Annotated in this window: 20 protein-coding genes and 2 tRNA genes; 18 read left to right on the forward strand and 4 right to left on the reverse strand. The window is 71.5% G+C overall.

The genetic code is table 11. The features are described from left to right. Positions 1-163: 163 nt before the first annotated feature. Positions 164-577: an SsgA family sporulation/cell division regulator gene (locus tag ABTY20_RS05735; RefSeq protein WP_004002642.1), complete on the reverse strand. Its 414-nt coding sequence runs from the start codon at positions 575-577 to the stop codon at positions 164-166. 191 nt (positions 578-768) lie between these two features. Between ABTY20_RS05735 and ABTY20_RS05740 the strand changes: the two genes are divergently transcribed. The 9 genes from ABTY20_RS05740 to ABTY20_RS05780 all read left to right on the forward strand — a co-directional run bounded on the left by ABTY20_RS05740 (position 769) and on the right by ABTY20_RS05780 (position 8,951). Further along, a complete protein-coding gene (locus ABTY20_RS05740; RefSeq protein ID WP_351995706.1) occupies positions 769-1,227 on the forward strand; it encodes a TIGR02611 family protein in 459 nt (152 codons plus the stop codon). A 78-nt stretch (positions 1,228-1,305) separates the two neighbouring features. Then, positions 1,306-1,377, forward strand: a tRNA-Val gene (locus ABTY20_RS05745). A gap of 399 nt (positions 1,378-1,776) precedes the next feature. Continuing rightward, the gene (locus ABTY20_RS05750) at positions 1,777-3,066 is read left to right on the forward strand and encodes an ABC transporter substrate-binding protein (RefSeq protein WP_351995707.1); all 1,290 of its coding nucleotides are present in this window, start codon (positions 1,777-1,779) and stop codon (positions 3,064-3,066) included. A gap of 14 nt (positions 3,067-3,080) precedes the next feature. Continuing rightward, positions 3,081-4,037 (forward strand): carbohydrate ABC transporter permease, encoded by a 957-nt coding sequence (locus ABTY20_RS05755; protein ID WP_351995708.1) that lies wholly within the window; start codon positions 3,081-3,083, stop codon positions 4,035-4,037. After that, positions 4,034-4,909: a carbohydrate ABC transporter permease gene (locus tag ABTY20_RS05760; protein WP_351995709.1), complete on the forward strand. Its 876-nt coding sequence runs from the start codon at positions 4,034-4,036 to the stop codon at positions 4,907-4,909. Before ABTY20_RS05755 ends, ABTY20_RS05760 begins: the two co-directional genes overlap by 4 nt. Positions 4,910-4,919: 10 nt before the next feature. After that, complete coding sequence (locus ABTY20_RS05765; protein ID WP_351995710.1) at positions 4,920-5,519, forward strand: hypothetical protein; 600 nt, start codon at positions 4,920-4,922, stop codon at positions 5,517-5,519. A 98-nt stretch (positions 5,520-5,617) separates the two neighbouring features. Further along, positions 5,618-8,356 carry an exo-rhamnogalacturonan lyase family protein gene (locus tag ABTY20_RS05770; RefSeq protein WP_351995711.1) on the forward strand — a complete coding sequence of 913 codons (2,739 nt, stop codon included), beginning with the start codon at positions 5,618-5,620 and terminating at the stop codon, positions 8,354-8,356. A 34-nt stretch (positions 8,357-8,390) separates the two neighbouring features. Further along, entirely contained in the window at positions 8,391-8,840 is a 450-nt protein-coding gene (locus ABTY20_RS05775; protein ID WP_351995712.1) for an SRPBCC family protein, read from the forward strand. Between the two features lie 39 nt (positions 8,841-8,879). Beyond that, a tRNA-Val gene (locus ABTY20_RS05780) sits at positions 8,880-8,951 on the forward strand. Positions 8,952-9,009: 58 nt separating this feature from the next. On the opposite strand, the gene ABTY20_RS05785 is transcribed toward ABTY20_RS05780, so the two are convergent. Next, positions 9,010-9,735, reverse strand: coding sequence for a 3'-5' exonuclease (locus ABTY20_RS05785; RefSeq protein ID WP_351995771.1), 726 nt, complete (start codon positions 9,733-9,735; stop codon positions 9,010-9,012). 169 nt (positions 9,736-9,904) lie between these two features. On the opposite strand from ABTY20_RS05785, the gene ABTY20_RS05790 reads away from it, so the two are divergent. The 4 genes from ABTY20_RS05790 (at position 9,905) to ABTY20_RS05805 (ending at position 14,402) form a co-directional block, all read left to right on the forward strand. Beyond that, positions 9,905-10,471 carry a DUF4365 domain-containing protein gene (locus tag ABTY20_RS05790; protein ID WP_351995713.1) on the forward strand — a complete coding sequence of 189 codons (567 nt, stop codon included), beginning with the start codon at positions 9,905-9,907 and terminating at the stop codon, positions 10,469-10,471. Then, on the forward strand, positions 10,468-11,703 hold the full coding sequence (locus ABTY20_RS05795) for a hypothetical protein (RefSeq protein ID WP_351995714.1): 1,236 nt from the start codon (positions 10,468-10,470) through the stop codon (positions 11,701-11,703). The genes ABTY20_RS05790 and ABTY20_RS05795 overlap by 4 nt, the downstream gene beginning before the upstream one ends. Positions 11,704-11,796: 93 nt before the next feature. Next, positions 11,797-13,773, forward strand: coding sequence for a threonine--tRNA ligase (gene thrS, locus ABTY20_RS05800; RefSeq protein ID WP_351995715.1), 1,977 nt, complete (start codon positions 11,797-11,799; stop codon positions 13,771-13,773). A gap of 80 nt (positions 13,774-13,853) precedes the next feature. Further along, positions 13,854-14,402, forward strand: coding sequence for an HIT family protein (locus tag ABTY20_RS05805; protein WP_351995716.1), 549 nt, complete (start codon positions 13,854-13,856; stop codon positions 14,400-14,402). A gap of 85 nt (positions 14,403-14,487) precedes the next feature. On the opposite strand, the gene ABTY20_RS05810 is transcribed toward ABTY20_RS05805, so the two are convergent. Both ABTY20_RS05810 and ABTY20_RS05815 read right to left on the reverse strand, forming a co-directional pair. Next, positions 14,488-16,143: an AbeC-like domain-containing protein gene (locus ABTY20_RS05810; RefSeq protein ID WP_351995717.1), complete on the reverse strand. Its 1,656-nt coding sequence runs from the start codon at positions 16,141-16,143 to the stop codon at positions 14,488-14,490. A gap of 219 nt (positions 16,144-16,362) precedes the next feature. Continuing rightward, entirely contained in the window at positions 16,363-18,561 is a 2,199-nt protein-coding gene (locus tag ABTY20_RS05815) for an elongation factor G-like protein EF-G2 (RefSeq protein WP_351995718.1), read from the reverse strand. Positions 18,562-18,871: 310 nt separating this feature from the next. On the opposite strand from ABTY20_RS05815, the gene pgsA reads away from it, so the two are divergent. From pgsA to pdxS, 5 genes are all read left to right on the forward strand, one after another. Further along, the gene (gene pgsA / locus ABTY20_RS05820) at positions 18,872-19,543 is read left to right on the forward strand and encodes a phosphatidylinositol phosphate synthase (protein WP_351995772.1); all 672 of its coding nucleotides are present in this window, start codon (positions 18,872-18,874) and stop codon (positions 19,541-19,543) included. Then, complete coding sequence (locus ABTY20_RS05825; RefSeq protein ID WP_351995719.1) at positions 19,540-20,481, forward strand: phosphatidylinositol mannoside acyltransferase; 942 nt, start codon at positions 19,540-19,542, stop codon at positions 20,479-20,481. The genes pgsA and ABTY20_RS05825 overlap by 4 nt, the downstream gene beginning before the upstream one ends. Then, on the forward strand, positions 20,478-21,641 hold the full coding sequence (locus ABTY20_RS05830; protein ID WP_351995720.1) for a glycosyltransferase family 4 protein: 1,164 nt from the start codon (positions 20,478-20,480) through the stop codon (positions 21,639-21,641). The genes ABTY20_RS05825 and ABTY20_RS05830 overlap by 4 nt, the downstream gene beginning before the upstream one ends. A 103-nt stretch (positions 21,642-21,744) precedes the next feature. After that, positions 21,745-22,287, forward strand: coding sequence for a LemA family protein (locus tag ABTY20_RS05835; RefSeq protein ID WP_351995721.1), 543 nt, complete (start codon positions 21,745-21,747; stop codon positions 22,285-22,287). A 137-nt stretch (positions 22,288-22,424) separates the two neighbouring features. Then, complete coding sequence (gene pdxS, locus ABTY20_RS05840) at positions 22,425-23,336, forward strand: pyridoxal 5'-phosphate synthase lyase subunit PdxS (protein WP_351995722.1); 912 nt, start codon at positions 22,425-22,427, stop codon at positions 23,334-23,336. Positions 23,337-23,338 lie beyond the last annotated feature (2 nt).

The following is a 23,338-nucleotide window of genomic DNA, read 5'->3' on the forward strand; positions in this document are numbered from 1 at the left end:
CGTCCGGCCGGCCCGCGCACAGCACGACGGCGCCGCCCGCGGAACCCGCGGTGTCGGCGCCGTGGTGCGTGAGCCGTGCGCGGCTGTGCCCGTACACGGCTGTCCTGGCCCGAGCCGTCTCCCCGAGTCGACGGCGCCGGGCGGTTTCGCGAGCCTCGCCCGCCTAGCTTTCCGCCAGGATGTGCGAGAGCTCCTGATCGAGATCGAAATGCCGGTGTTCCGTGCCGGGCGGCACGGCGGCGTCGGTGCGCTTCAGGAAGGACTCCAGAGCCCTCGCCGGGGCCTCGAGCAGGGCCTCCCCTTCCGGCGAGCTCAGGGCGATGCAGACGACGCCCTGACCGTGGCTGCGCGACGGCCAGACACGGACGTCGCCGGTGCCCGTGGGGCGGTGAAGTCCCTCGGCGAGGAGGTCGCGGGCGAACACCCACTCGACGGTCTCCTCGGCTCCGGTGTGGAAGGTGGCGTGCACGGCGTAGGGGTCGGCCGTGTCGTACCGCAGGCCTGCGGGGACAGGCAGGGAGGACTCGCTCGACACAACGAGGCGCAGGTGCAGCTCGCAGCTGACCGTGGTGTTCATAAGCGCCAGGGCCTTTCGCTCAGTGTGCGCTCGGGGATTCGCACGTCGGCCAAATCGACATGCCACCTACGGTGCCGTTGTAAACCCCTCTGAGGGTTTTGCGTGTGTTTAGGTAACTCTTCCGGCCGAGAGATCGTTCGCGTCCCGCACCCATTCCGGTGGTGTGTTCCGCTCGGGTAGTGTTTGGCTATATGAACACGGGGAGTAACAAGCCCGGCGAGGCCGTCGTGGCGGCCCACGGGGTGACGACGGACGGCGGCGAGGGTCCGGTCGAGCGGGGGCTCGGCTCACGGGCCCCGGAATTCGTCAAGGCGCGCCGCGCACTGCACCTGAGCTGGCAGGTCGGCGTCTTCATCGTCGGCCTCGCGGTCGTGGTGGCCGGCATCATCATGCTGCCGCTGCCCGGACCCGGCTGGGTCGTGATCTTCGGCGGCATGGCGATCTGGGCGACCGAGTTCGTCTGGGCCCAGCTGGTGCTGCGCTGGACCAAGCGCAAGGTCACCGAGGCGGCCCAGCGCGCCCTGGACCCCAAAGTGCGGCGCCGGAACATCATCCTGACCTCGGCCGGCCTGGTGATCATCGCCGCGCTGGCCGGGTTCTACCTGTGGAAGTTCGGTTTCGAGATGCCCTGGAAGATCAAGGACCAGTGACCGGGGGCCGGGGCCGCCCGGCCCCGGCCCGCTGGTCACGGGCATCCCCTGACATGGGGTAATGTTCTTCCTGCGTCCGGGCGATTAGCTCAGTGGGAGAGCGCTTCGTTCACACCGAAGAGGTCACTGGTTCGAACCCAGTATCGCCCACCGGATCACAAGGCGGCCCGGCTCACCGACGGTGAGCCGGGCCGCCTTGTCGTATGCGCGCGGCACCGCGCGTTCGCGTCGGCGTGCCGTCGGGCGGGGCCCGTACGGTGTCCCGGGGCGTTCCGCTTCCGGTCGCCTTCATCCAACCGTGACCTTCCGCCGTTCTCGCCGCGGCCCGCCCCGTCGTGTTCGGCCGGTCGGCCACGCGGTTCCTGCCTGCGTGTTTGCGGTCGGACGGGACCGTGCGGGCGGAGGTGGTCGCCGCCGGCGTTCGGCCGGGGCGCCGATGAATTCCTGTCCGAATCATTGACGTGTCCGTAGGCCCTCCGTAGCTTGTGCCAGCAAGCGCTTACTTGAAACGATTCATGAGGCGGACGCGAACGTCGCGGGGAGGCTCATATGCAGCAGGGTGGGAATGTGGAGAGGCGGACGATCCTCAAAGCGGCGGGGGCCTCGCTGGCCGTCGCGGGGCTGGGTGCGACGGCCACCGCCTGCGGGGGCGGCAGCGGCTCGGGGGACGGCACGGTCACCCTTCGTTACGCGTGGTGGGGCGGCGAGCCGCGCACCATCGCCATCAAGAAGACGATCGCGCTCTTCGAGAAGAAGTTCCCGAAGATCAAGATCAAGCCTGAATTCACCGACTACGAGGCGTTCTGGGAGAAGTTCCAGACCCAGGCCTCCGGCGGAAATCCGCCGGACGTCTTCCAGAATGCGGTCGGCTTCCTGCGTAAGTACGACAAGCGCGGTGTTCTGTTGGATCTCACGCCGCAGGCGGACGCCGGGAACCTGAGCCTGGACAACTTCCGCAACGGCGTCCTGGCGAACGGTCAGGTCGACGGCAAGCAGATCGCCGTCCCCGTCGGCGCCAACACCATGTCGCTCGTCATCGACCTCAAGGCCTTCGAGAAGGCCGGCGTGGAGGCGGAGTTCGGCTGGACCTGGGACGAGTACTTCGACGCCCTGCAGACGATCCAGGACAAGCTGAAGATCGCCGGTGACACCGGCTACTTCAGCATCATGTACCTCTACGACCTCTACCTGCGCCAGAACGGCAAGGCGTTCTTCACCGACTCCGACCTCGGCTTCACCCAGGACGACCTGACGCAGTGGTGGGAGGACGGCTACAAGCGCGTGAAGTCCGGGCTCGTCGCCGACCCGAAGAAGGTCGAGCAGGTCAAGCCCAAGTCGGCGCTCTCGGCGGGCCTCGCGGCGTCCGAGTTCACCTGGGACAACTTCTCCATCCGCTACGAGGGCGAGGGCGAGTCCGACTACGGGCTCGCGCCGATCCCCACCACGGACGGCAAGGCCACCGGCCAGTACCTCGGTTCGCTGATGCTGAGCGGCTTCTCGGGGACCAAGCACCCCGAGGAGGTCGCCCGGTTCATCGACTTCATGGTCCACGACCCCGAGGTCGGCAAGATCATGGGCTACGACCGCGGCATCCTCGCCACCACCGAGCAGTACGAGGCGTTCACGCCCACCGACGAGAACAACAAGGGCGTCGCGGCCTACGAGGAAGAGGTCGCCGAGGCCGGGGTCCTCGGGAGGATCACCCCGCACCCGTCCGGCGCCGACGTCATCGAGGCGGCGTTCCTGCGCATCGGCGGCGAGGTCGCCCAGGGCAAGACCAAGCCGGCCGACGCCGCCAAGGCACTGTTCAGCGAGGCCAAGGCCGCGTTCGCCGGCTGAGGGGACGTACCACCATGACGCTCGTCAAGGAAGCGCCCGCGCGCCCGGCCGGGAAGCGGCCCGCCGCTCCCGCCGCCGGGCGGCGCGGGCGGCGCCGCGAGACTCTCGCCGGCTACCTCTTCATGTCACCGTGGATCGCGGGGTTCCTCCTGCTCACGGCGGGGCCGATGATCGCGTCGCTGTACTACGCGTTCACCAGCTACAACCTGTTCACGCCGCCCCGGTGGGTGGGGCTGGACAACTTCACGACGATGTTCCAGGACCCGCGCTGGCAGAAGTCGGTCGAGGTCACCCTCAAGTACGTCGTCGTGGCGACCCCCCTGAAGCTGCTGCTCGCGCTCGGCGTCGCGCTGCTGCTCGCGCAGAAGCGGCGCGGACAGGGCCTGTACCGGGCCGCCTTCTACATGCCCTCGCTCGTCGGCGCCAGCGTCTCCGTCGGCTTCGTGTGGCGGGCGCTGTTCTCGGACGACGCGATCGTGGACCGCACGCAGAAGGTCTTCGGTCTCGACGTGGGCGGCTGGATCGGCAACCCGGACTACGTCATCTACGCCCTGGTGGCCCTGAGCATCTGGCAGTTCGGCGCCCCCATGGTCATCTTCCTGGCCGGCCTCAAGCAGGTCCCGCAGGAGCTGTACGAGGCCGCCGAGATGGACGGCGCCGGACCGCTGCGCAGGTTCTGGAACGTCACGTTGCCGATGATCTCCCCGGTGCTGTTCTTCAACGTGCTGCTGGAGTCCATCCACGCGTTCCAGGTGTTCGGCTCCGCCTACGTCGTCTCCGACACCCGGTGCGGGCCCGCCGACGCCACGCTCGTCTACACCTGTTACCTCTACCAGAAGGGCTTCAAGGAGGCCCAGATGGGCTTCGCCTCCGCGATGGCCTGGACCCTGGTGATCGCGGTGGCGCTCGTGACGGCGGTCCTGTTCTGGTCGCAGAAGAAGTGGGTGCACTACGAGGAGGCCGCCAAGTGACCAGTGCCACCAGCCCCGCCCCGCCCACCGCCGGCGAACGGCGGCGCGTCGGATCGATCGCCTGGCACGTGGGCGCGCTCGTCGTCCTCGCGGTCGTCCTCTATCCCGTGATCTGGGTGGTCGGCGCCTCGTTCAAGCCGAGCAAGGACATCATCGCCAGCCTCGACCTGCTGCCCACGAAGCCGGTCTGGGCGAACTTCTCCGGGCTCGCCGACGGCATCTCCGGCATCTCCATCGGCAGCTTCTTCTGGAACTCGCTGGTGTACGCGGTCCTCGCCGTGGCCGGTGTCGTGCTGTCCAGCTCGCTGACCGCGTACGCCTTCGCCAAGATCCGGTTCGCCGGACGGAACCTGCTCTTCACGCTGATGATCGGCACCCTGCTGCTGCCGTACCACGTGCTGCTCATCCCGCAGTACGTGCTCTTCCGCAACCTCGAGCTCACCGACACCCTGGTGCCGCTGGTCGCGGGCAAGTTCCTGGCCACGGAGGCCTTCTTCGTCTTCCTGATGGTGCAGTTCATGCGCGGACTGCCCAGGGAGCTGGACGAGGCGGCCAAACTCGACGGCTGCGGGCACCTGCGCACCTACTGGTCGATCGTGCTGCCGCTGAGCCGGCCCGCCATCATCACCAGCGCGATCTTCACCTTCATCAACGCCTGGAACGACTTCATGGGGCCGCTGATCTACCTCAACACCCCCGAGAAGTACACCGTCTCGCTCGGCCTGATGATGTTCCGCGACCAGGAGGGCGTCTCCAACTACGGCAGCATGATCGCGATGTCGCTGGTGGCGCTGGTGCCGGTCATCGCCTTCTTCATGGCCTTCCAGCGCTACCTCATCGACGGCATGGCGACCTCCGGACTGAAGGGCTGAGGCGGTCACCATGGCGCAAGCACGCGTGAAGGCCCGCACCGCACGCAGGGAGTCCGTGTTCGGCGAGCGCTTCGCGGTCTTCGCCGAGTGCCTGCTCACCGGCGTGTGGATCGCCGTGGCCTGCCTCGGGGTCGTCACCTACCCCGCCGCCTTCGCCGCCGGCGCCCGGCACCTGCGGCGTCGGACCACCCACCAGGGCGGCGGCCTGCGGGAATTCGCCCAGGACTTCCGCACCGCCGTGCGCGGCGGGTGGGCCGTCGGGCTCGCCGGGTGGGCGGTGGCCGCCGCGGTGTGGGTGGACGTCCTGGCCGCGCGGGCCGGACTCCCCGGCGGGCCGCTCGTCGGGGCCGTCGGGGTCCTCGCGCTGATCGGGGCCGCCGTGACCCTGCTGCGGGCGACCGCGGTCTGGGCGCCCGGCACCACCTGGCGGGAGCTGCTCGCGGACGCCGGCCGGCGCACCGTGCTCGACCCCGCCGGATCCTTCCTGCTCGTCTGCGGGATCGCCGTCGTGGCCCTGTCCGCGTGGTCCGTCCCGCCGCTGGCGGTCCCCGTCCTGGGGGCCGTCGCGGCGGCGGCCGTCGCCGTGGAGGAGCGGTACCGGCACCGCTGACGGACGGTGCCCCTCTTCGGGGGCGGCGCTCCGGCGCCGCACCCCTGTCTGTCATGCCCTTGACATCACCTTGCACCCCGCAACGGAAAGGAAAGGCCATGTCCCCCATCCCCCGCAGATCCCTGCTCAAGGCGGCCGCCGTCGCCGGAGCCGCCGCCCAGGTCGGCTGGGCCCTGGGAACGCCGAACGCCGCCGCCGCGCCCCGCGCGGAAGCCGCCGACGCCGGCCCGGTCACCCTCGACTGGCTGGAGGACGGCGGCCTCGGCGCCGCCCCCGGCTCCACCGTCGGCGTGCCCTGGCCCAAGGGCGCCCACCGGGAGGACCAGACCTTCGCGCTGACCGACGCCGACGGCGCGTCCGTCCCCGTCCAGTCCTGGCCGATCGCCCACTGGCCCGACGGCTCCCTCAAGTGGACCGCGCACGCCGTGAGTTCCGGCTCCGGCAAGCTCACCCTGACCCCCGGGGCGCCCGCCGCGTCCCCCGGGAAGAAGGTCACCGTCGACAAGCGCGGCGGCACCGTCGACATCTCGACCGGCGTCATCACCGCCCGGGTCGCGAAATCCGGCCACACGATCGTCAAGTCGGTCACCCGCGGCTCCACCGAGATCGCCAGGAACGGCCGCCTCGTCGTCCTGCGCCAGCCCGAGTACGAGGACGGCGACCAGACCACCGTCAGGACCGAACGCTTCGACGGCACCGTCTCCGGCGTCACCGTCGAACAGGAGGGTCCCGTCCGCGCGGTCGTCCGCGTCGACGGCACGCACCGCAAGGGCCACCGCGACCTGCTGCCCTTCTCCCTCCGCCTCTACTTCTACGCCGGCGCCGACTCCTTCCGCATGGTGCACACCATCACCTACGACGGGAAGCAGGAGCCCGGCAGGGCGAGCGGCGACTTCATCCGCGGCCTCGGCGTCCGCTTCACCGTCCCGATGCGCGACGAGTCCTACGACCGCCACATCCGCCTCGGCGGCGAGGGCACCGGCCTGCTCCGGGAGGCCGTCAAGGGCATCACCGGACTGCGCCGCGACCCGGGGGCCGCCGTCCAGGCCGCCCAGTTCGCCGGCGAGAAGCTCCCCGACCCCGCCACCTGGGACCAGCGGGTCACCACCCGCCTGCAGTACATCCCCGAATGGGGCGACTACACCCTCTCCCAGCTCTCCGCCGACGGCTTCACCCTGCGCAAGCGCACCAAGAAGGGCTACGGCTGGATCGGCGCCGGCGGCGGCCGGCGCGCCTCCGGCTTCGGCTACGTCGGCGGCGTCACCGGCGGCCTCTCCTTCGGCCTGCGCGACTTCTGGGAGAAGCACCCCGCCCAGCTCGACGTCCGCGACGCCCACACCGACCAGGCCGAGGTCACCCTCTGGCTCTGGTCACCCGAGGCCCAGCCCATGGACCTGCGCTTCTACCACGACGGCATGGGCCAGGACACCTTCCCCGAACAGCTCGAGGGCCTCAACATCACCTACGAGGACCACGAGCCCGGGTTCGGCACCCCGTACGGCATCGCCCGCACCTCCGAACTCCTCTTCTGGGCCAACGCGGCCACCCCGAGCGCCGAGGAGCTCGCCGGACAGGTCGAGGCCGTCCGCGTCCTCCCGCAGCTCGCCGCCCCGCCCGAGCAGCTGATCGGCGCCGGGGTCTTCGGCAGGGGCCTGTTCGCCGAACCGGACCGCTCCACCCCGGCCAAGGCGAGGATCGAGGACCACCTCGACTTCCTCTTCACCTACTACAAGGACCAGGTGGAGCAGCGCCGCTGGTACGGCTTCTGGGACTACGGCGACATCATGCACACCTACGACACCGTGCGGCACCAGTGGCGCTACGACGTCGGCGGCTACGCCTGGGACAACTCCGAGCTCTCACCCGACCTGTGGCTCTGGTACGCGTACCTGCGCTCCGGCCGCGCCGACATCTTCCGCTTCGCCGAGGCGATGACCCGCCACACCGGCGAGGTCGACGTCTACCACATCGGCAAGTGGGCCGGCCTCGGCACCCGGCACGGCGTCCAGCACTTCGCCGACAGCGCCAAGCAGCAGCGCATCGCCAACACCACCTACCGCCGCTACTACTACTTCCTCACCGCCGACGAACGCGTCGGCGACCTCATGCACGCCAACGTCGACTCCGACGAGACCTTCCTCGCCCTCGACCCCCTGCGCAAGATCCGCGCCGAGCCCTACACGCCCGACCGCAACGCCCTGTCCATCGGCTTCGGCACCGACTGGAGCGGACTGGTCTCCGCCTGGCTCACCGAGTGGGAACGCAAGGGCCCCAAGTGGGAGAAGGCGAGAGCCCGCGTGCTCTCCACCATGGAGACCATCGCCGCCCAGCCCAACGGCTTCGTCCAGGGCAGCGGCCTGTACGACCTCGACACCGGCAGGTTCGCCGTCGCCGACACCCCGAAGGTCGAGGTCTCCCACCTGTCGGCGGTCTTCGGCCTGAACGAGCTGTGCGCCGAACTCATCGACCTCGTCGACATGCCGGAGTTCGAGGAGGCCTACTACGACTACTGCCGCTACTTCAACGCCGGCAAAGCCGAACAGGCCGCGCGCTACGGCTCGAACTTCGGCAGCCTGATCCTCTTCCAGGGCCACTCCCGCCTCGACGCCTACGCCGCCGTGCGGACCGGCGACCAGAAGCTGGCCGAGCGGGCCTGGCAGAAGTTCTACGACTCCGACGGCTACAAGGAGTCGGCACCCTGGAGGACCGAGAAGGTCGGCGGCCCGACGGCCCTGGTCGCCGGGGGCGAGGCCGCCTGGGTGTCCACCAACGACACCGCGCTCTACGGCCTCGCCGCCATCGAGCTGCTGTCGCTGCTGGGAGACCGGATGCCGTAGGCACATCACGGGCGCGGACGGGAACACGACGTCCATGGACTGGAACCATCACCGCTTCCGCAGTCTGTGGACCCTGTCCGCGCCCGCCCCGGTGGTCTACCGCGTTCTGGAGCGGATCGAGGACTACCCCCTGTGGTGGCCCCAGGTACGGGACGTCACCCGCCTCGACGACACCAGTGGGATCGTCACGATCCGCTCCCTCCTGCCGTACGACCTGACCTCGACCGTGCGGGAGGGGCGGCGCGACCCGGAGACCGGGATCCTGGAGGCCGGCCTGTCCGGCGACATCGACGGCTGGGCCCGCTGGACCGTCACCCGGCTGGGACCCCGCGGCTGCCTCGCCCACTACGAGCAGGAGGTCGACGTCCGCAAGCCGCTGCTGCGCCTGCTCGCCGTCCCGGGACGGCCCGTCCTGCGGGCCAACCACGCCCTGATGATGCGGGCCGGCCGGCGCGGCCTGGCCGCCCACCTGGAAGCGGTTTGAAGGAACCGTCCCCAGACCTGTATTGTTCACTGCGTTCCCGGGCGATTAGCTCAGTGGGAGAGCGCTTCGTTCACACCGAAGAGGTCACTGGTTCGAACCCAGTATCGCCCACCGGGGAGGCCGGTCCGTCGTCGACGGACCGGCTTTTCGCATTCCCGCCGGGCGTCGCTCACGCCGCCGCCGGCAGGTCCGGACGCAGCGGCCAGGCCGGGTCCACCACCTCGTCCGTGCCCGTGCGCGCGAACCACGCCTGCAGTCCCTGCGCCTGCGCCGCGTGCCACACCGCCTGCAGGGTGTGCAGCTCGCCGGGGGACAGCCGCTCCAGCCGTGACGCGAAACGCCGCCCGACCGCCCGGGTGACCTCCAGCGCGGCCGTCGCGTCCGCCGCCGCGTCGTGCGCCGCCTCCAGCTCGACGCCGTAGTGCGCGCACAGGTCGGCCAGCGTGCGCCGGCCCTTGCGGTAGCGGTCCAGGTGCTTGTCCAGCACCCTGGGGTCCAGCACCAGCAGCGGCGCCCGCTCGAACCAGCGGGCCAGCGACGACGCCCGGTGCCGGCGCAGCTCCCGGTCCAGCAGGGTGAGGTCGAACGGCGCGTTCATCACCACCAGCGGGCGGCCCACCCTGGCCTGTTCCGCCAGCGCCTGCGCGATCTCGTACATCACCGGCGCCGGCCAGCGGCCGTTGCGCTGCAGGTGATCGTCCGTCAGTCCGTGCACCTCCGTCGCCCCGGCCGGCACCGGCACCCCCGGGTTCACCAGCCAGCGGGTCACCCGCGGCCGGACGCCCGGCGCGTCCTGGACGACGAGAGCGGCCGACACGATCCGGTCGGTCTCGACGTCCACACCCGTCGTCTCCGTGTCGAAAGCGGCCAACGGCCCTTCGTACCAGCACGCCATACCCAACAACCCCTCGTCCACCGTCGGCAGTCGGCGCACCGTCCGCTGCCCGAACCGGTGATACCCGGCCTGTTTGCGCCGTACGCCGGAAGGAGACAACAGGAGTACGGGTCTTCGCAGTTCAGCGATCCGCAACGGGGAAACACTTGTTCTGGAAGGCTGTTTGGCCATGGCCGTCGCGCAGCCCGAACGGGGCGGGCTGCTGCCCGAGCGCACGCCGCCCACCCGCGGCACCCTCGCCACCACCGCCTGCATGGAGACCCTGCAGGTGGGCTATCTGCACGCCGTCGCCGCCGCCGCGGGATGCTCGCTCTCCCAGCCGTTCCCGGACAACGGCATCGACTGGCACGTCAGCCACAGCGCCGCCGGGCACACCGTCGACGACGAGGTCACCATCAAGGTGCAGCTCAAGGCGACCTACCAGCTCGCCCCGCACCCGCCGGGCCGCTCCTTCTCCTTCACCCTCGACAACGCGCACCTGGAGAAGCTCGCCCGCACCCCGGTCTCGGTGCACAAGATCCTCGTCGTGATGATCGTGCCGCGTTCCCAGGACGACTGGCTGCGCGCCGGACACGACCGGCTCGACCTGCGGCACTGCTGCTACTGGACCAATCTCGCCGGACACCCCGTCACCGGCCGGCGCCGCACCACCGTACGGATCCCCACCTCACGCATCTTCGACGACCGGGCGCTGTGCGAGATCATGACGCGGGTCGGGACGGGAGGAAAACCGTGACGCACCGCCCGACCGGGGAGCCCCCGAGGCCCGTGCGCCCCCACCCCGCCGACACCGACCACGTCGGCCGGCCGCCCGCGCCCGCCGACCTCGACCCCGCCGTGCTCACCGCCCTGCTGCACCGGCACGGCTGGCGGCGCCGCGGCGGCGTCGCCGGACGCTACGACCGCTGGACCCCGCCCGGACCGGGCACCGGCACCAGCCTGCTGGTACCGGCCTCCCGCGTCTTCCCCGACAGCGAGGACCTGCTCGCCGAGGCCCTGCACGCGCTGTCCCGCAGCGCCGCGCCCTCCGCCCGCGAGATCCTGCTCGCCCTCGCCGTGCCCAGCGACGAGATCCACTGGTGGCGCGACACACCGGCCGGACCCGGCGGCGCCACCGCCTGGACCGCGGAGGAACAGCTGCGCTCCGCCGCCCGCCGGACCCTCCTCGCCGCCGCGCTCGCCACCCGCGCCCGAAGCGGCTTCCACGGCGCCCGGCACCGCCGCACGGCCGCCGCCGCACTGGACGCCCTCCTCGTCGGACCCGCACCCGGCGGGCGCCGGCTGACCGTCTTCGCCCCCGTCACCACCGGCCGCGCCCTCGCCGTGCGCCTCCACCACGCCCTGCACGCCACCCGCGAGGCCATCGACCACCGCCGCGCCACCGGCGGCATGGACGCCTTCGACACGGCCGTCACGGCGGGCGTCAGCCATGAGCTCACCGAGGCCCTCGCCGCTCTGGTCCGGGGCACGGAGGGCGCCCGGATCGCGGTGGCCTGGGCCCCGGCGGCCGGTGCGCCCGGGGGCTGCGCGGCCCGCACCGGACCCGTCGGGTTCTCACCCGGCGACCTGCCCGTCCTGCTCGAGGCCGGTCTGCGCTACCAGCGCGCGGAACCGTCCGTCACGGTGCGGATCACCGGCACGGTCGTGCGGATGCACCGGTCCGGGCCCCGGGGCGAGGGCATGGTCCGGCTGCGGGTGCTCGCCGGGGCGGAGGTCGGCCACGTCCGGACCACGCTCGATGAGGAGAACTACCGCATCGCCGGACACGCGCACCTGGCCGGCCTGCCCGTACGGGTGCGCGGGCGGCTGGAGAGCAGGGGCGGCTTCCGCCGGCTCACCGGCGTCCAGGAGGTGGCGCCGGTGCAGATCGACGAGGCGGAGCGGGACCGGCTGATGAAGGCGCTCCAGGCGAACGCCGAGACCGCGGCCTTCTTCGGGGAGGCCTACGAGCCGGACCACGGGAACTGATTTCGCGGTCGACGCGCCCGGGTCGGTACGATCGCACCCATGCGTGCGCTCCGGTATGGCGCCGCGCCCACAGCCTTCAGTCAGGAGAGACCGGTGTCAGACGTCCGTGTGATCATCCAACGCGATTCCGAGCGGGAAGAACGCGTGGTGACGACGGGCACCACGGCCGCCGAGCTCTTCGCCGGCGAGCGCTCGGTCATCGCCGCGCGCGTGGCCGGCGAGCTCAGGGACCTCTCCTACGAGGTCGGGGACGGTGAGACCGTCGAGGGAGTGGAGATCTCCTCCGAGGACGGCCTCAACATCCTGCGCCACTCCACCGCGCACGTCATGGCCCAGGCCGTGCAGGAACTGTTCCCCGAGGCCAAGCTGGGCATCGGCCCGCCGGTCAAGGACGGCTTCTACTACGACTTCGACGTGGAGAAGCCGTTCACGCCCGAGGATCTCAAGGCCATCGAGAAGAAGATGCAGGAGATCCAGAAGCGCGGCCAGCGCTTCTCCCGCCGCGTCGTCACCGACGAGGCGGCGCGCGAGGAGCTCGCCGACGAGCCGTACAAGCTGGAGCTGATCGGCCTCAAGGGCTCCGCCTCGCACGACGACGGCGCGGACGTCGAGGTCGGCGCCGGCGAGCTGACGATCTACGACAACCTGGACGCCAGGACCGGTGACCTGTGCTGGAAGGACCTCTGCCGGGGACCCCACCTGCCCACCACCCGGAACATCCCGGCGTTCAAGCTGATGCGCAACGCGGCCGCCTACTGGCGCGGCAGCGAGAAGAACCCCATGCTCCAGCGCATCTACGGCACCGCCTGGCCGTCCAAGGACGAGCTGAAGGCGCACCTGGAGTTCCTCGCCGAGGCCGAGAAGCGCGACCACCGCAAGCTGGGCAGCGAGCTGGACCTGTTCTCCATCCCGGAGCAGATCGGCTCCGGCCTCGCGGTCTTCCACCCCAAGGGCGGCATCGTCCGCCGGGTCATGGAGGACTACTCGCGCCGCCGGCACGAGGAGGAGGGCTACGAGTTCGTCTACACCCCGCACGCGACGAAGGGGAAGCTCTTCGAGACCTCGGGCCACCTGGACTGGTACGCCGACGGCATGTACCCGCCCATGCAGCTCGACGAGGGCGTGGACTACTACCTCAAGCCCATGAACTGCCCGATGCACAACCTGATCTTCGACGCGCGCGGCCGGTCGTACCGTGAACTGCCGCTGCGCCTGTTCGAGTTCGGGACCGTGTACCGGTACGAGAAGTCGGGCGTCGTGCACGGCCTCACCCGCGCCCGCGGCTTCACCCAGGACGACGCGCACATCTACTGCACCCGCGAGCAGATGTCGGAGGAGCTCGACAAGACGCTCACCTTCGTCCTGAACCTGCTGCGCGACTACGGTCTGACCGACTTCTACCTGGAGCTGTCCACCAAGGACCCGGAGAAGTTCGTCGGCTCGGACGAGGTCTGGGAGGAGGCCACCGAGACGCTGCGCCAGGTCGCCGAGAAGCAGGGGCTGCCCCTGGTCCCGGACCCGGGCGGCGCCGCCTTCTACGGCCCGAAGATCTCCGTCCAGGCCAAGGACGCGATCGGCCGCACCTGGCAGATGTCGACCATCCAGCTCGACTTCAACCTGCCGGAGCGCTTCGACCTGGAGTACACCGCCGCGGACGGCTCCAAGACCCGTCCGGTCATGATCCACCGCGCGCTGTTCGGCTCGATCGAGCGGTTCTTCGCGGTGCTCCTCGAGCACTACGCGGGCGCGTTCCCGGCGTGGCTGGCGCCGGTGCAGGCGATCGGCATCCCGATCGGCGACGCGCACGTCGAGTACCTGGAGAAGTTCGCGGACGCGGCCCGCAAGCAGGGACTGCGCGTCGAGGTCGACTCCTCCTCCGACCGCATGCAGAAGAAGATCCGCAACGCCCAGAAGCAGAAGGTGCCCTTCATGGTCATCGCGGGCGACGAGGACATGGCCAACGGCGCCGTCTCCTTCCGCTACCGCGACGGCTCGCAGGAGAACGGCATCCCCGTCGACGAGGCCATCGCGAAGATCGCGAAGGTCGTCGAGGAGCGGGCGCAGGTCTGACGGCGGGACGACCCGAGGCCCCCGGGAGCGATCCCGGGGGCCTTTTCCGCACCCCCGCGGGGACGCCATATGCTGCACGCATGACGAGTGAGCCGGAACAGCAGTGGGGGGTGGGCACGCAGGACGCGTTCCAGCGTCTGTGGACGCCCCACCGGATGGCCTACATCCAGGGCGAGAACAAGCCGAGCGGCCCGGGCGCCGACGACGGCTGTCCCTTCTGCTCCCTCCCGGCCACGTCCGACGAGAACGGGCTGATCCTGCGGCGCGGCGAGCTGGTCTACGCGGTGCTCAACCTCTACCCGTACACGGGCGGCCACCTGATGACCGTGCCGTACCGGCACGTGGCCGACTACACGGACCTCACCGTTCAGGAGACGGCGGAACTCGCCGAGCTCACCAAGCAGGCGATGACGGCGCTGCGGACCGCGTCGGGCGCGCACGGCTTCAACATCGGCATGAACCAGGGCACGGTCGCGGGCGCGGGCATCGCCGCCCACCTGCACCAGCACATCGTCCCGCGCTGGGGCGGCGACACGAACTTCATGCCGGTGGTCGGCCACACGAAGGTCCTGCCGCAGCTCCTGGCGGACACGAGGAAGATGCTCGCGGAGGCGTGGCCGACGGCCTGACCGCGCAGGCGGGGCCGCGTCGATCAGCCCGTCCGGCGGGTGGGGACGGGGCCCGTTCGGGACCTCGTCCCCACCCGCCGGAGGCCTACGCGTCGTACACGTCGGCCTTCCGCGGCGAGGCGTCCTGCACCGCCGTGCTGAGGAACGACGACCGAGCCCCGAACTTCTCCGTGTCCACCCCGTTCTCCGCCAGCACCTTGATCGCCGCCGAGTGCACCGCCCGCAGCACCGGCGTCGCCGCGCGCAGCGCGTCGTCCGCCATGAACCGGTGCCGCCACGGCTTGTCCGCCCACGCGTGCCGCAGACCGAACGGCTCCGGCAGGCTCAGCTTGCCGCCCAGCCAGTACAGCAGCGGCGGGTACCAGGTCAGCGGCGCCCGGGCGGCCAGGCGGACCACCTCGTCCGAGTCGACCAGCGGGAGCTTCACCTTCCGGGTCTCCCAGAACCTGACCGACTTCTGGACCTCCTTCTCCTTGGCCGCCGGCTTGCTGGTGAACAGGGAGTGCACCGGTCCCAGCGCGTGCCCGGTGACCTCGATGCGCAGCGTCTCGTGCAGCACGGTCACGGTGATCAGCATGGTGATCACCAGCTGGCCGTCCCACAGCGTCCACTGCACGCCCAGGTAGTGCCGGTCGCCCGCGCCGAACTGCTGCTTGTTGCAGATCTCCTGTATGGCGTGCGGCTTGACCTGGTACGCCTCCACGTCCGTGCCCTCGGGCCGGGAGACGGCGTCGGCGTTCTCGCCGATCGGCGTGACGATCCAGTGCCGTACCGACGGCTTGGTGAAGCCGCCGGTGTGCAGCGGCCCGCGCTCCAGCATCCGCAGCCGGTCGTGGACGGCCTTGACCACGTCCCAGCTGCGGAACGGATTGATCTCCCGGTCCGGGTCGGCGGGCACCAGTTCCTCGGCCAGCTGCCAGCTGCCCCAGCGGGTGCCCATGCCGAGGATGCCCTTGGGCCCGGCGTAGAAGACGGAGTTGGACTGCTGCTCGGCGCTGAGCCGGGCCAGGGACTGGCGCAGCTGCTCGGCCGCCGTCTCGCCGGGGCTGCTCGGTACCGCCTCGGGCACCTTGGCGCCGACGCTGCTGCCGGAGAGCAGGCCGGCCCAGCGCTCGCGCAGGTCCCTCGCCGTGCGCTCGCAGATCTGCTTGGCCCAGAACCAGCCCAGCACCGGGGCGACGACCGCCGCGCGCGCGTACCAGCCCCAGAACCCGCCGAACGGCATCTTGACCAGGAACAGCACGGCGAGGGCGCCCACCGCGACCAGCAGCGTGGTGGCGAGCGCGCCGGCCCGCTTGTCCTCCCGCCTGGCCATCGTGGTGCGGATCTGGAAGACCAGCAGCCACACCAGCAGACCGGGCAGGAAGAGCAGCCCGCACAGGACCATGACGGCGCTCAGCCAGTTGTCCCGCTCGCGGCGGATGCGGTGGGCCGCCAGCGCGTGCTCGACCACCACCTGGGGCTGGGTGCCGAAGGACTGGATGAGCGGTGCGCGGCCGGAGCCCAGCATCCGGTCGATGATCGCCCTGGAGTACGCCTCGCCCAGGTTCGGCCGGAACAGCTTCAGCCGGGGCGCGCTCACGGCCGACTTGTGCCACTCGCTGTTGGCCTTGAGTATCTCCTCGGCCTCGTTGTCCCGGTAGGCCGCCGAGGCCAGCGCGAACGTCGGCGTCTGCCCCTCGTCGCCCGTGCGCGGCACCTGCGGACCGAAGAAGTCCGCGTAACCGCTCTCAACGGTCATTCCCGCCCCCGATCGCCGCGACTGTCGTCTTGCGGCCTTCCCGACTTCCTTGCTGCGCACACCTGTTGATCAGGTATTCAGCGTATCCGTACCCGCGGCCGTCCGTCGGCGGACGGCCGAAGCCGTCCACCGACGCGGAGTGAGGCATTCCGAAGCCGCCCCGGCGCGAGGCGCGTACGCGGGCGCCCACCGGGGTGCGCCGGGGTCGCCCGGAGCCGGCTACGAGGCGGCACGCGCCTCCTCCTTGACCCGCTCCGCCACGTGCGACGGCATGGGCTCGTGCCGCGCGTACCGGCGGTCGAAGCGGGCGGTGCCGTGCGAGAGGGAGCGCAGGTCGACGGCGTACCGGTCGATCTCGATCTCCGGGACCTCGGCCCTGACGAGGGTGCGTCCACCCGGCGACTGCTCGGTGCCGAGCACCCGGCCGCGCCGGCCGGACAGGTCGCTCATCACGGCGCCGACGTAGTCGTCGCCGACCAGGACGCTCACCTCGGCCACCGGCTCCAGCAGATGGATCCTCGCGTCCGCGGCCGCCTCCCGCAGCGCCAGCGCGCCGGCCGTCTGGAACGCGGCGTCGGAGGAGTCCACCGAGTGCGCCTTCCCGTCCAGCAGGGTCACCCGCACGTCGATCAGCGGGTGCCCCGCGGCGACCCCCTTGAGGGCCTGGGCCCGTACGCCCTTCTCGACGGAGGGGATGAACTGGCGCGGCACCGCTCCGCCGACCACCTTGTCGACGAACTCGATGCCCGAGCCGTTCGGCAGCGGCTCCACCTCGATCTCGCAGATGGCGAACTGTCCGTGCCCGCCGGACTGTTTGACGTGCCGGCCGCGCCCGGCGGCCCTGCCGCCGAACGTCTCCCTGAGCGCCACCCGGTGCGGTACGACGTCGACCTGGACGCCGTAACGGCTGCGCAGTCGTTCCAGGGCCACGTCCGCGTGCGCCTCGCCCAGGCACCACAGCACCACCTGGTGGGTGTCCTGGTTCTGCTCCAGCCGCATCGTCGGGTCCTCGGCCACCAGCCGGGACAGGCCCTGCGAGAGCTTGTCCTCGTCGGGTTTGCTGTGCGCCCGGATGGCCAGCGGCAACAGCGGGTCGGGCATGTCCCACGGCTCCACGAGCAGCGGGTCGTCCTTGGCGGACAGGGTGTCCCCGGTCTCCGCGCGGCCGAGCTTCGCCACGCACGCGAGGTCGCCCGCGATGACGTGGGAGACGGGCCGCTGCTGTTTGCCGAACGGCGTGGACAGGGCGCCGACCCGTTCGTCGACGTCGTGGTCCTCGTGGCCGCGGTCGGCCAGTCCGTGTCCGGAGACGTGCACGGTCTGGTCGGCGCGCAGGGTGCCGGAGAAGACCCGGACCAGGGAGATGCGGCCGACGTACGGGTCGGAGGAGGTCTTCACGACCTCGGCGACCAGTGGGGCGTCGGGATCGCAGGGCTTCAGCTCGCGCGGCCTGCCGTCGGGCGTGGTCACCTTCGGGGCGCCGTGCTCCAGCGGGGTCGGGAAGCCGCGGGTGATCAGATCCAGCAGCTCCACCGTGCCGAGTCCCCGGCGGGCTCCCTCGGCGGCGGGGGCGGCGGCCAGCACGGGGAAGAACGCCCCGCGCGCGACGGCCCGCTCCAGGTCCCCGATGAGCGTCCCGACGTCGACCTGTTCACCGCCGAGGTAGCGGTCCATGAGGGTCTCGTCCTCGCTCTCGGCGATGATCCCCTCGATGAGCCGGCCGCGGGCCTCCTCGATCAGCGGCAGCCGGTCCCCGTCGGGCTCGGACTCCTCGCGCTCGCCGCCGGAGTAGTCGAACAGCTTCTGTGTCAGCAGTCCGATCAGTCCGTGCACGGGCGCGTGCCCGTCGGGCCCCTGAGGACCGTGCAGCGGCAGGTACAGCGGCAGCACGGCGTCGGGGTCGTCGCCGCCGAAGGCCTCCGCGCAGACCCGCGTCATCTCCTCGAAGTCCGCGCGGGCCGCCTCCAGGTGCGTGACGACGATGGCGCGCGGCATGCCGACCGCCGCGCACTCGTCCCACACCATGCGGGTCGTGCCGTCCACGCCGTCGGAGGCCGAGACGACGAAGAGGGCCGCGTCCGCCGCCCGCAGACCGGCCCGCAGATCCCCGACGAAGTCGGCGTACCCGGGGGTGTCCAGGAGGTTGACCTTGACGCCGTCCCAGGCGAGGGGCACCAGGGAGAGCTGCACGGAGCGCTGCTGCCGGTGCTCGATGTCGTCGTAGTCGGAGACGGTGCCGCCGTCCTCCACGCGGCCCGCCCGGTTCACCGCTCCCGCGGTCAGCGCGAGAGCCTCCACCAGGGTCGTCTTGCCCGATCCGGAGGGGCCGACCAGCACCACGTTCCGTACGGACGCGGGGTGGTCGGCCGCCTGCGCCCTGCCGGCGGCTCCGGGGTGTGTGCGCGCCTTGTCGCCCATGATCCTGCCTCCCGTGCACGGTGAGGTCGTTGTGGGCGCGGACCCGCGGAATCCGCGTGCGGTGCGGCTCCGGCGGCGCCCGCGGTCCTTCGAGCTTTCCACTCCCGTCACGGTGCGTCCATACGAAGGACGCGATCCCGGCCTCCGCCCCTGCTCACGGCGGTGCGCACCGCGCCGCGAACCGGCCGGCGGACCCGTCCCGCGCGGGTGCGCGGACGCCCCGCCGCCGCCCCCGCGCGCGCGTGGCTACGATTGGGCCCGCCGGGTGGCCAGCAGGGGCCACGCGGCCACACCGACCCTCGGGAAGGCCATGCTGAACAAGTACGCGCGTGCATTCTTCACGCGTGTCCTCACACCGTTCGCCGCGTTTCTCATCCGGCGGGGGGTCAGTCCCGACACGGTCACGCTCATAGGCACCGCCGGAGTGGTCGCGGGCGCGCTGGTCTTCTACCCCATGGGCGAGTTCTTCTGGGGCACGGTCGTGATCACGCTGTTCGTCTTCTCCGACCTGGTCGACGGCAACATGGCCCGTCAGCTGGGCCGCTCCAGCCGCTGGGGGGCCTTCCTGGACTCCACCCTGGACCGGGTCGCCGACGGCGCGATCTTCGGCGGCTTCGCCCTGTGGTACGCGGGCGGCGGCGACGACAACGTCCTGTGCGCGGTGTCGATCTTCTGCCTGGCCAGCGGCCAGGTGGTGTCGTACACCAAGGCGCGCGGCGAGTCGATCGGTCTGCCGGTCGCCGTCAACGGGCTGGTCGAGCGGGCCGAACGACTGGTGGTCTCGCTGGTCGCGGCCGGTCTCGCGGGCCTGCACGCGTTCGGTGTGCCGGGCATCCGGTACCTGCTGCCGGTCGCCCTGTGGATCGTCGCCGTCGGCAGCCTGGTCACGCTGGTCCAGCGGGTGGTCACCGTGCGCCGCGAGTCCGCCGAGGCGGAGGCCGCGGAGCGGCAGGGGGCCCGCGGGAGCGAGGCCGCCACGTGAGTGCCCAGGAGCGGCTGGCCGACGCCCTGTACGGCGCCGGCTGGGGCACCGTCAAGAAGCTCCCCGAGCCCGTCGCCGCGCGCCTCGGGAGGACCGTCGCCGACCTCGCCTGGCGGCAGCGCGGCCCGGGCGTGCTCCGGCTGGAGGGCAACTACGCGCGCGTCGTGCCGGACGCGGGCCCGGAGCGGCTGGCCGAACTCTCCCGCGCGGGCATGCGGTCGTACCTGCGCTACTGGATGGAGTCCTTCCGGCTGCCCGCCTGGAGCCCCGGGCGGATCGCGTCCGGCTTCGACCCCCAGGACCTCCACCACCTGACCGACGGCATGGCGGCCGGCAGGGGCGTCGTCCTGGCGCTGCCGCACCTGGCCAACTGGGACCTCGCCGGCGCCTGGGTCACCACGAAGCTCGGCATACCCTTCACCACCGTCGCCGAGCGGCTGAAACCGGAGACGCTGTACGACCGGTTCGTCGCCTACCGCGAGGGTCTCGGCATGGAGGTGCTCCCGCACAGCGGCGGCGCCGCCTTCGGCACCCTGGCCCGGCGGCTGCGTGACGGCGGACTGGTCTGCCTGGTCGCCGACCGCGACCTGTCCGCCTCCGGCGTCGAGGTCGGCTTCTTCGGCGAGACCGCCCGGATGCCGGCCGGGCCCGCCCTGCTCGCCCAGCACACCGGGGCCCGGCTGCTGCCGGTGACCCTCTGGTACGACGACTCGCCGGTGATGCGCGGCCGCGTCCACCCGCCGGTCGAGGTCCCCGAGTCAGGTACGCGGCGGGAGAAGACGTCCGTCATGACACAGGCGCTGGCCGACGCCTTCGCCACGGGGATCGCCGACCATCCGGAGGACTGGCACATGCTGCAGCGGTTGTGGCTGAAGGACCTCGACCCCGCGCGGGATCCCGCGACCGTCCCCGAGAAGGACCGGAAGGGGACCCCGTGAGGATCGGCATCGTCTGCCCGTACTCCTGGGACGTGCCGGGAGGCGTCCAGTTCCACATCCGTGACCTGGCCGAGTACTTCATCCGCCTCGGCCACGAGGTGTCCGTCCTCGCCCCGGCCGACGACGACACCCCGCTGCCGCCGTACGTCGTCTCGGCCGGCCGCGCGGTGCCGGTGCCGTACAACGGCTCGGTGGCCCGGCTCAACTTCGGCTTCCTGTCCGCCGCGCGGGTACGGCGCTGGCTGCACGAGGGCGCCTTCGACGTCGTCCACATCCACGAGCCGACCTCGCCCTCGCTCGGCCTGCTCACCTGCTGGGCGGCCGAGGGGCCGATCGTCGCCACCTTCCACACCTCCAACCCGCGCTCCCGCGCGATGATCGCCGCGTACGCGATCCTCCAGGCGGCCCTGGAGAAGATCAGCGCACGGATCGCGGTGAGCGAGTACGCCCGCCGCACCCTCGTCGAGCACCTGGGCGGCGACGCGGTGGTCATCCCGAACGGCGTCGACGTCGACTTCTTCGCCAAGGCCGAGCCCAGACCGCAGTGGCAGGGCGACACCATCGGCTTCATCGGCCGGATCGACGAGCCCCGCAAGGGCCTGCCGGTGCTGATGAGGGCCCTGCCGAAGATCCTCGCCGCCCGGCCGCGGACGCGGCTGCTGGTCGCGGGCCGCGGCGACGAGAAGGAGGCGGTCGAGTCGCTGCCCGAGGAGCTGCGTGCGCGCGTGGAGTTCCTCGGCATGGTCAGCGACGAGGACAAGGCCCGCTTCCTGCGCAGCGTCGACCTGTACGTGGCGCCCAACACCGGTGGGGAGAGCTTCGGCATCGTCCTGGTCGAGGCGATGTCGGCGGGCGCGCCGGTGCTCGCCTCCGACCTGGACGCCTTCGCCCAGGTCCTCGACCGGGGCGCGGCGGGCGAACTGTTCGCCAACGAGGACGCGGACGCGCTCGCGCGGGCGGCGGTACGGCTGCTGGGGGACCCGGAGCGCCGCGCGGAGCTCCGCGAACGCGGCAGCGCCCACGTCCGGCGCTTCGACTGGTCGACGGTCGGCGCGGACATCCTGTCGGTCTACGAGACGGTGACGGCGGGCGCGGCGGCGGTGGCGGCGGACGACCGTGCGACGGGCCTGCGGGCCCGGCTGGGCCTGGCAAGGGACTGAGGGCGGGGCGACCGGCCCGTCCGGTCCGGGGACGGGGCCGTCCGGTCCGGAGGGGAACCCGGGGGCACGGCCCCCCGGGGCGCCCCCGGTAGCCTTGCCGCCCGTGACCGCAACCCTCATCTGGATCCTCGTCGCCCTCGTCGTCGTCGGCCTCTACCTGAGCTGGACGGCGGGACGCCTGGACCGGCTGCACGCCCGCATCGACGCGGCCCGGGCCGCGCTCGACGCCCAACTGCTGCGCCGGGCCTCGGTGGCCCAGGAACTGGCCACCTCCGGCGTGCTCGACCCCGCCGCGTCGATCGTGCTCTACGAGGCCGCGCACGCCGCGCGGCAGGCGGTCGAGGAACAGCGCGAGGTCGCCGAGAGCGAGCTCAGCCAGGCGCTGCGCGCGGTCTTCGCCGACGCCCAGCAGGTGGACGCGGTCAGGGAGGCGCCGGGAGGGGAGGACGCGGCCCTGGAGCTCGCCGAGGCGGTGCGCAGGGTGCCGATGGCCCGGCGCTTCCACAACGACGCCGTGCGGGCCGCGCGGGCGCTGCGGCGGCACCGCAAGGTGCGCTGGTTCCGGCTGGCGGGACACGCGCCCTTCCCGATGGCCTTCGAGATGGACGACGAGCCCCCGGCCGCCCTGGTGGAACGGGCGGCCTGACGGCGGAATCCGGCCGCGCGGCGGACCGCCGCCGACCGAAAAGGATCCACCGGCTTCCCATTGGCCCTTGCCGTGGACTGCTCCGCTCACGTTTCCTCAGTGCTGCAGAAACCCCCTTCCCCTCAGCGAGGTCATTCGTGTCCAGCACGCTCTCCGAAAACCAGGGTCCCGAGACCGGCACCGCCCGTGTGAAGCGCGGCATGGCAGAGCAGCTCAAGGGCGGCGTGATCATGGACGTCGTCACACCGGAGCAGGCGAAGATCGCCGAGGACGCGGGCGCCGTCGCCGTCATGGCCCTGGAGCGGGTCCCGGCCGACATCCGCAAGGACGGCGGCGTGGCCCGCATGTCCGACCCGGACATGATCGAGGGCATCATCGACGCGGTGTCCATCCCGGTGATGGCCAAGTCCCGCATCGGTCACTTCGTCGAGGCCCAGGTGCTGCAGTCCCTCGGCGTCGACTACATCGACGAGTCCGAGGTCCTCACCCCGGCCGACGAGGTCAACCACTCCGACAAGTGGGCCTTCACCACCCCCTTCGTCTGCGGTGCCACCAACCTGGGCGAGGCCCTGCGCCGGATCGCCGAGGGCGCCGCGATGATCCGCTCCAAGGGCGAGGCCGGCACCGGCAACGTCGTCGAGGCCGTCCGTCACCTGCGCCAGATCAAGAACGAGATCGCCAGGCTCCGCGGCTTCGACAACCACGAGCTCTACGCCGCCGCCAAGGAGCTGCGCGCCCCGTACGAGCTGGTCAAGGAGGTCGCCGAGCTGGGCAAGCTGCCCGTCGTGCTGTTCTCCGCCGGTGGCGTGGCCACCCCGGCGGACGCCGCGCTGATGCGCCAGCTCGGAGCCGAGGGCGTCTTCGTCGGCTCCGGCATCTTCAAGTCCGGCGACCCGGCCAAGCGCGCCGCCGCCATCGTGAAGGCGACCACCTTCTACGACGACCCGAAGATCATCGCGGACGCGTCCCGCAACCTCGGCGAGGCCATGGTCGGCATCAACTGCGACACCCTCCCCGAGACCGAGCGCTACGCCAACCGCGGCTGGTAACC

The sequence above is a fragment of the Streptomyces sp. NPDC126497 genome (assembly GCF_040302425.1).
Lineage (GTDB): Bacteria > Actinomycetota > Actinomycetes > Streptomycetales > Streptomycetaceae > Streptomyces.

Excerpts from the sequence above, each read along its gene's own strand:
- ABTY20_RS05750 (WP_351995707.1), top strand. The coding sequence starts at position 1,777 with ATGCAGCAGGGTGGGAATGTGGAGAGGCGGACGATCCTCAAAGCGGCG.
- ABTY20_RS05790 (WP_351995713.1), top strand. The coding sequence starts at position 9,905 with ATGGCCGTCGCGCAGCCCGAACGGGGCGGGCTGCTGCCCGAGCGCACG.
- pgsA (WP_351995772.1), top strand. The coding sequence starts at position 18,872 with ATGCTGAACAAGTACGCGCGTGCATTCTTCACGCGTGTCCTCACACCG.
- ABTY20_RS05770 (WP_351995711.1), top strand. The coding sequence starts at position 5,618 with ATGTCCCCCATCCCCCGCAGATCCCTGCTCAAGGCGGCCGCCGTCGCC.
- ABTY20_RS05740 (WP_351995706.1), top strand. The coding sequence starts at position 769 with ATGAACACGGGGAGTAACAAGCCCGGCGAGGCCGTCGTGGCGGCCCAC.
- ABTY20_RS05755 (WP_351995708.1), top strand. The coding sequence starts at position 3,081 with ATGACGCTCGTCAAGGAAGCGCCCGCGCGCCCGGCCGGGAAGCGGCCC.
- ABTY20_RS05815 (WP_351995718.1), bottom strand. The coding sequence starts at position 18,561 with ATGGGCGACAAGGCGCGCACACACCCCGGAGCCGCCGGCAGGGCGCAG.
- ABTY20_RS05805 (WP_351995716.1), top strand. The coding sequence starts at position 13,854 with ATGACGAGTGAGCCGGAACAGCAGTGGGGGGTGGGCACGCAGGACGCG.
- ABTY20_RS05735 (WP_004002642.1), bottom strand. The coding sequence starts at position 577 with ATGAACACCACGGTCAGCTGCGAGCTGCACCTGCGCCTCGTTGTGTCG.
- ABTY20_RS05810 (WP_351995717.1), bottom strand. The coding sequence starts at position 16,143 with ATGACCGTTGAGAGCGGTTACGCGGACTTCTTCGGTCCGCAGGTGCCG.
- ABTY20_RS05765 (WP_351995710.1), top strand. The coding sequence starts at position 4,920 with ATGGCGCAAGCACGCGTGAAGGCCCGCACCGCACGCAGGGAGTCCGTG.
- ABTY20_RS05775 (WP_351995712.1), top strand. The coding sequence starts at position 8,391 with ATGGACTGGAACCATCACCGCTTCCGCAGTCTGTGGACCCTGTCCGCG.
- ABTY20_RS05785 (WP_351995771.1), bottom strand. The coding sequence starts at position 9,735 with ATGGCGTGCTGGTACGAAGGGCCGTTGGCCGCTTTCGACACGGAGACG.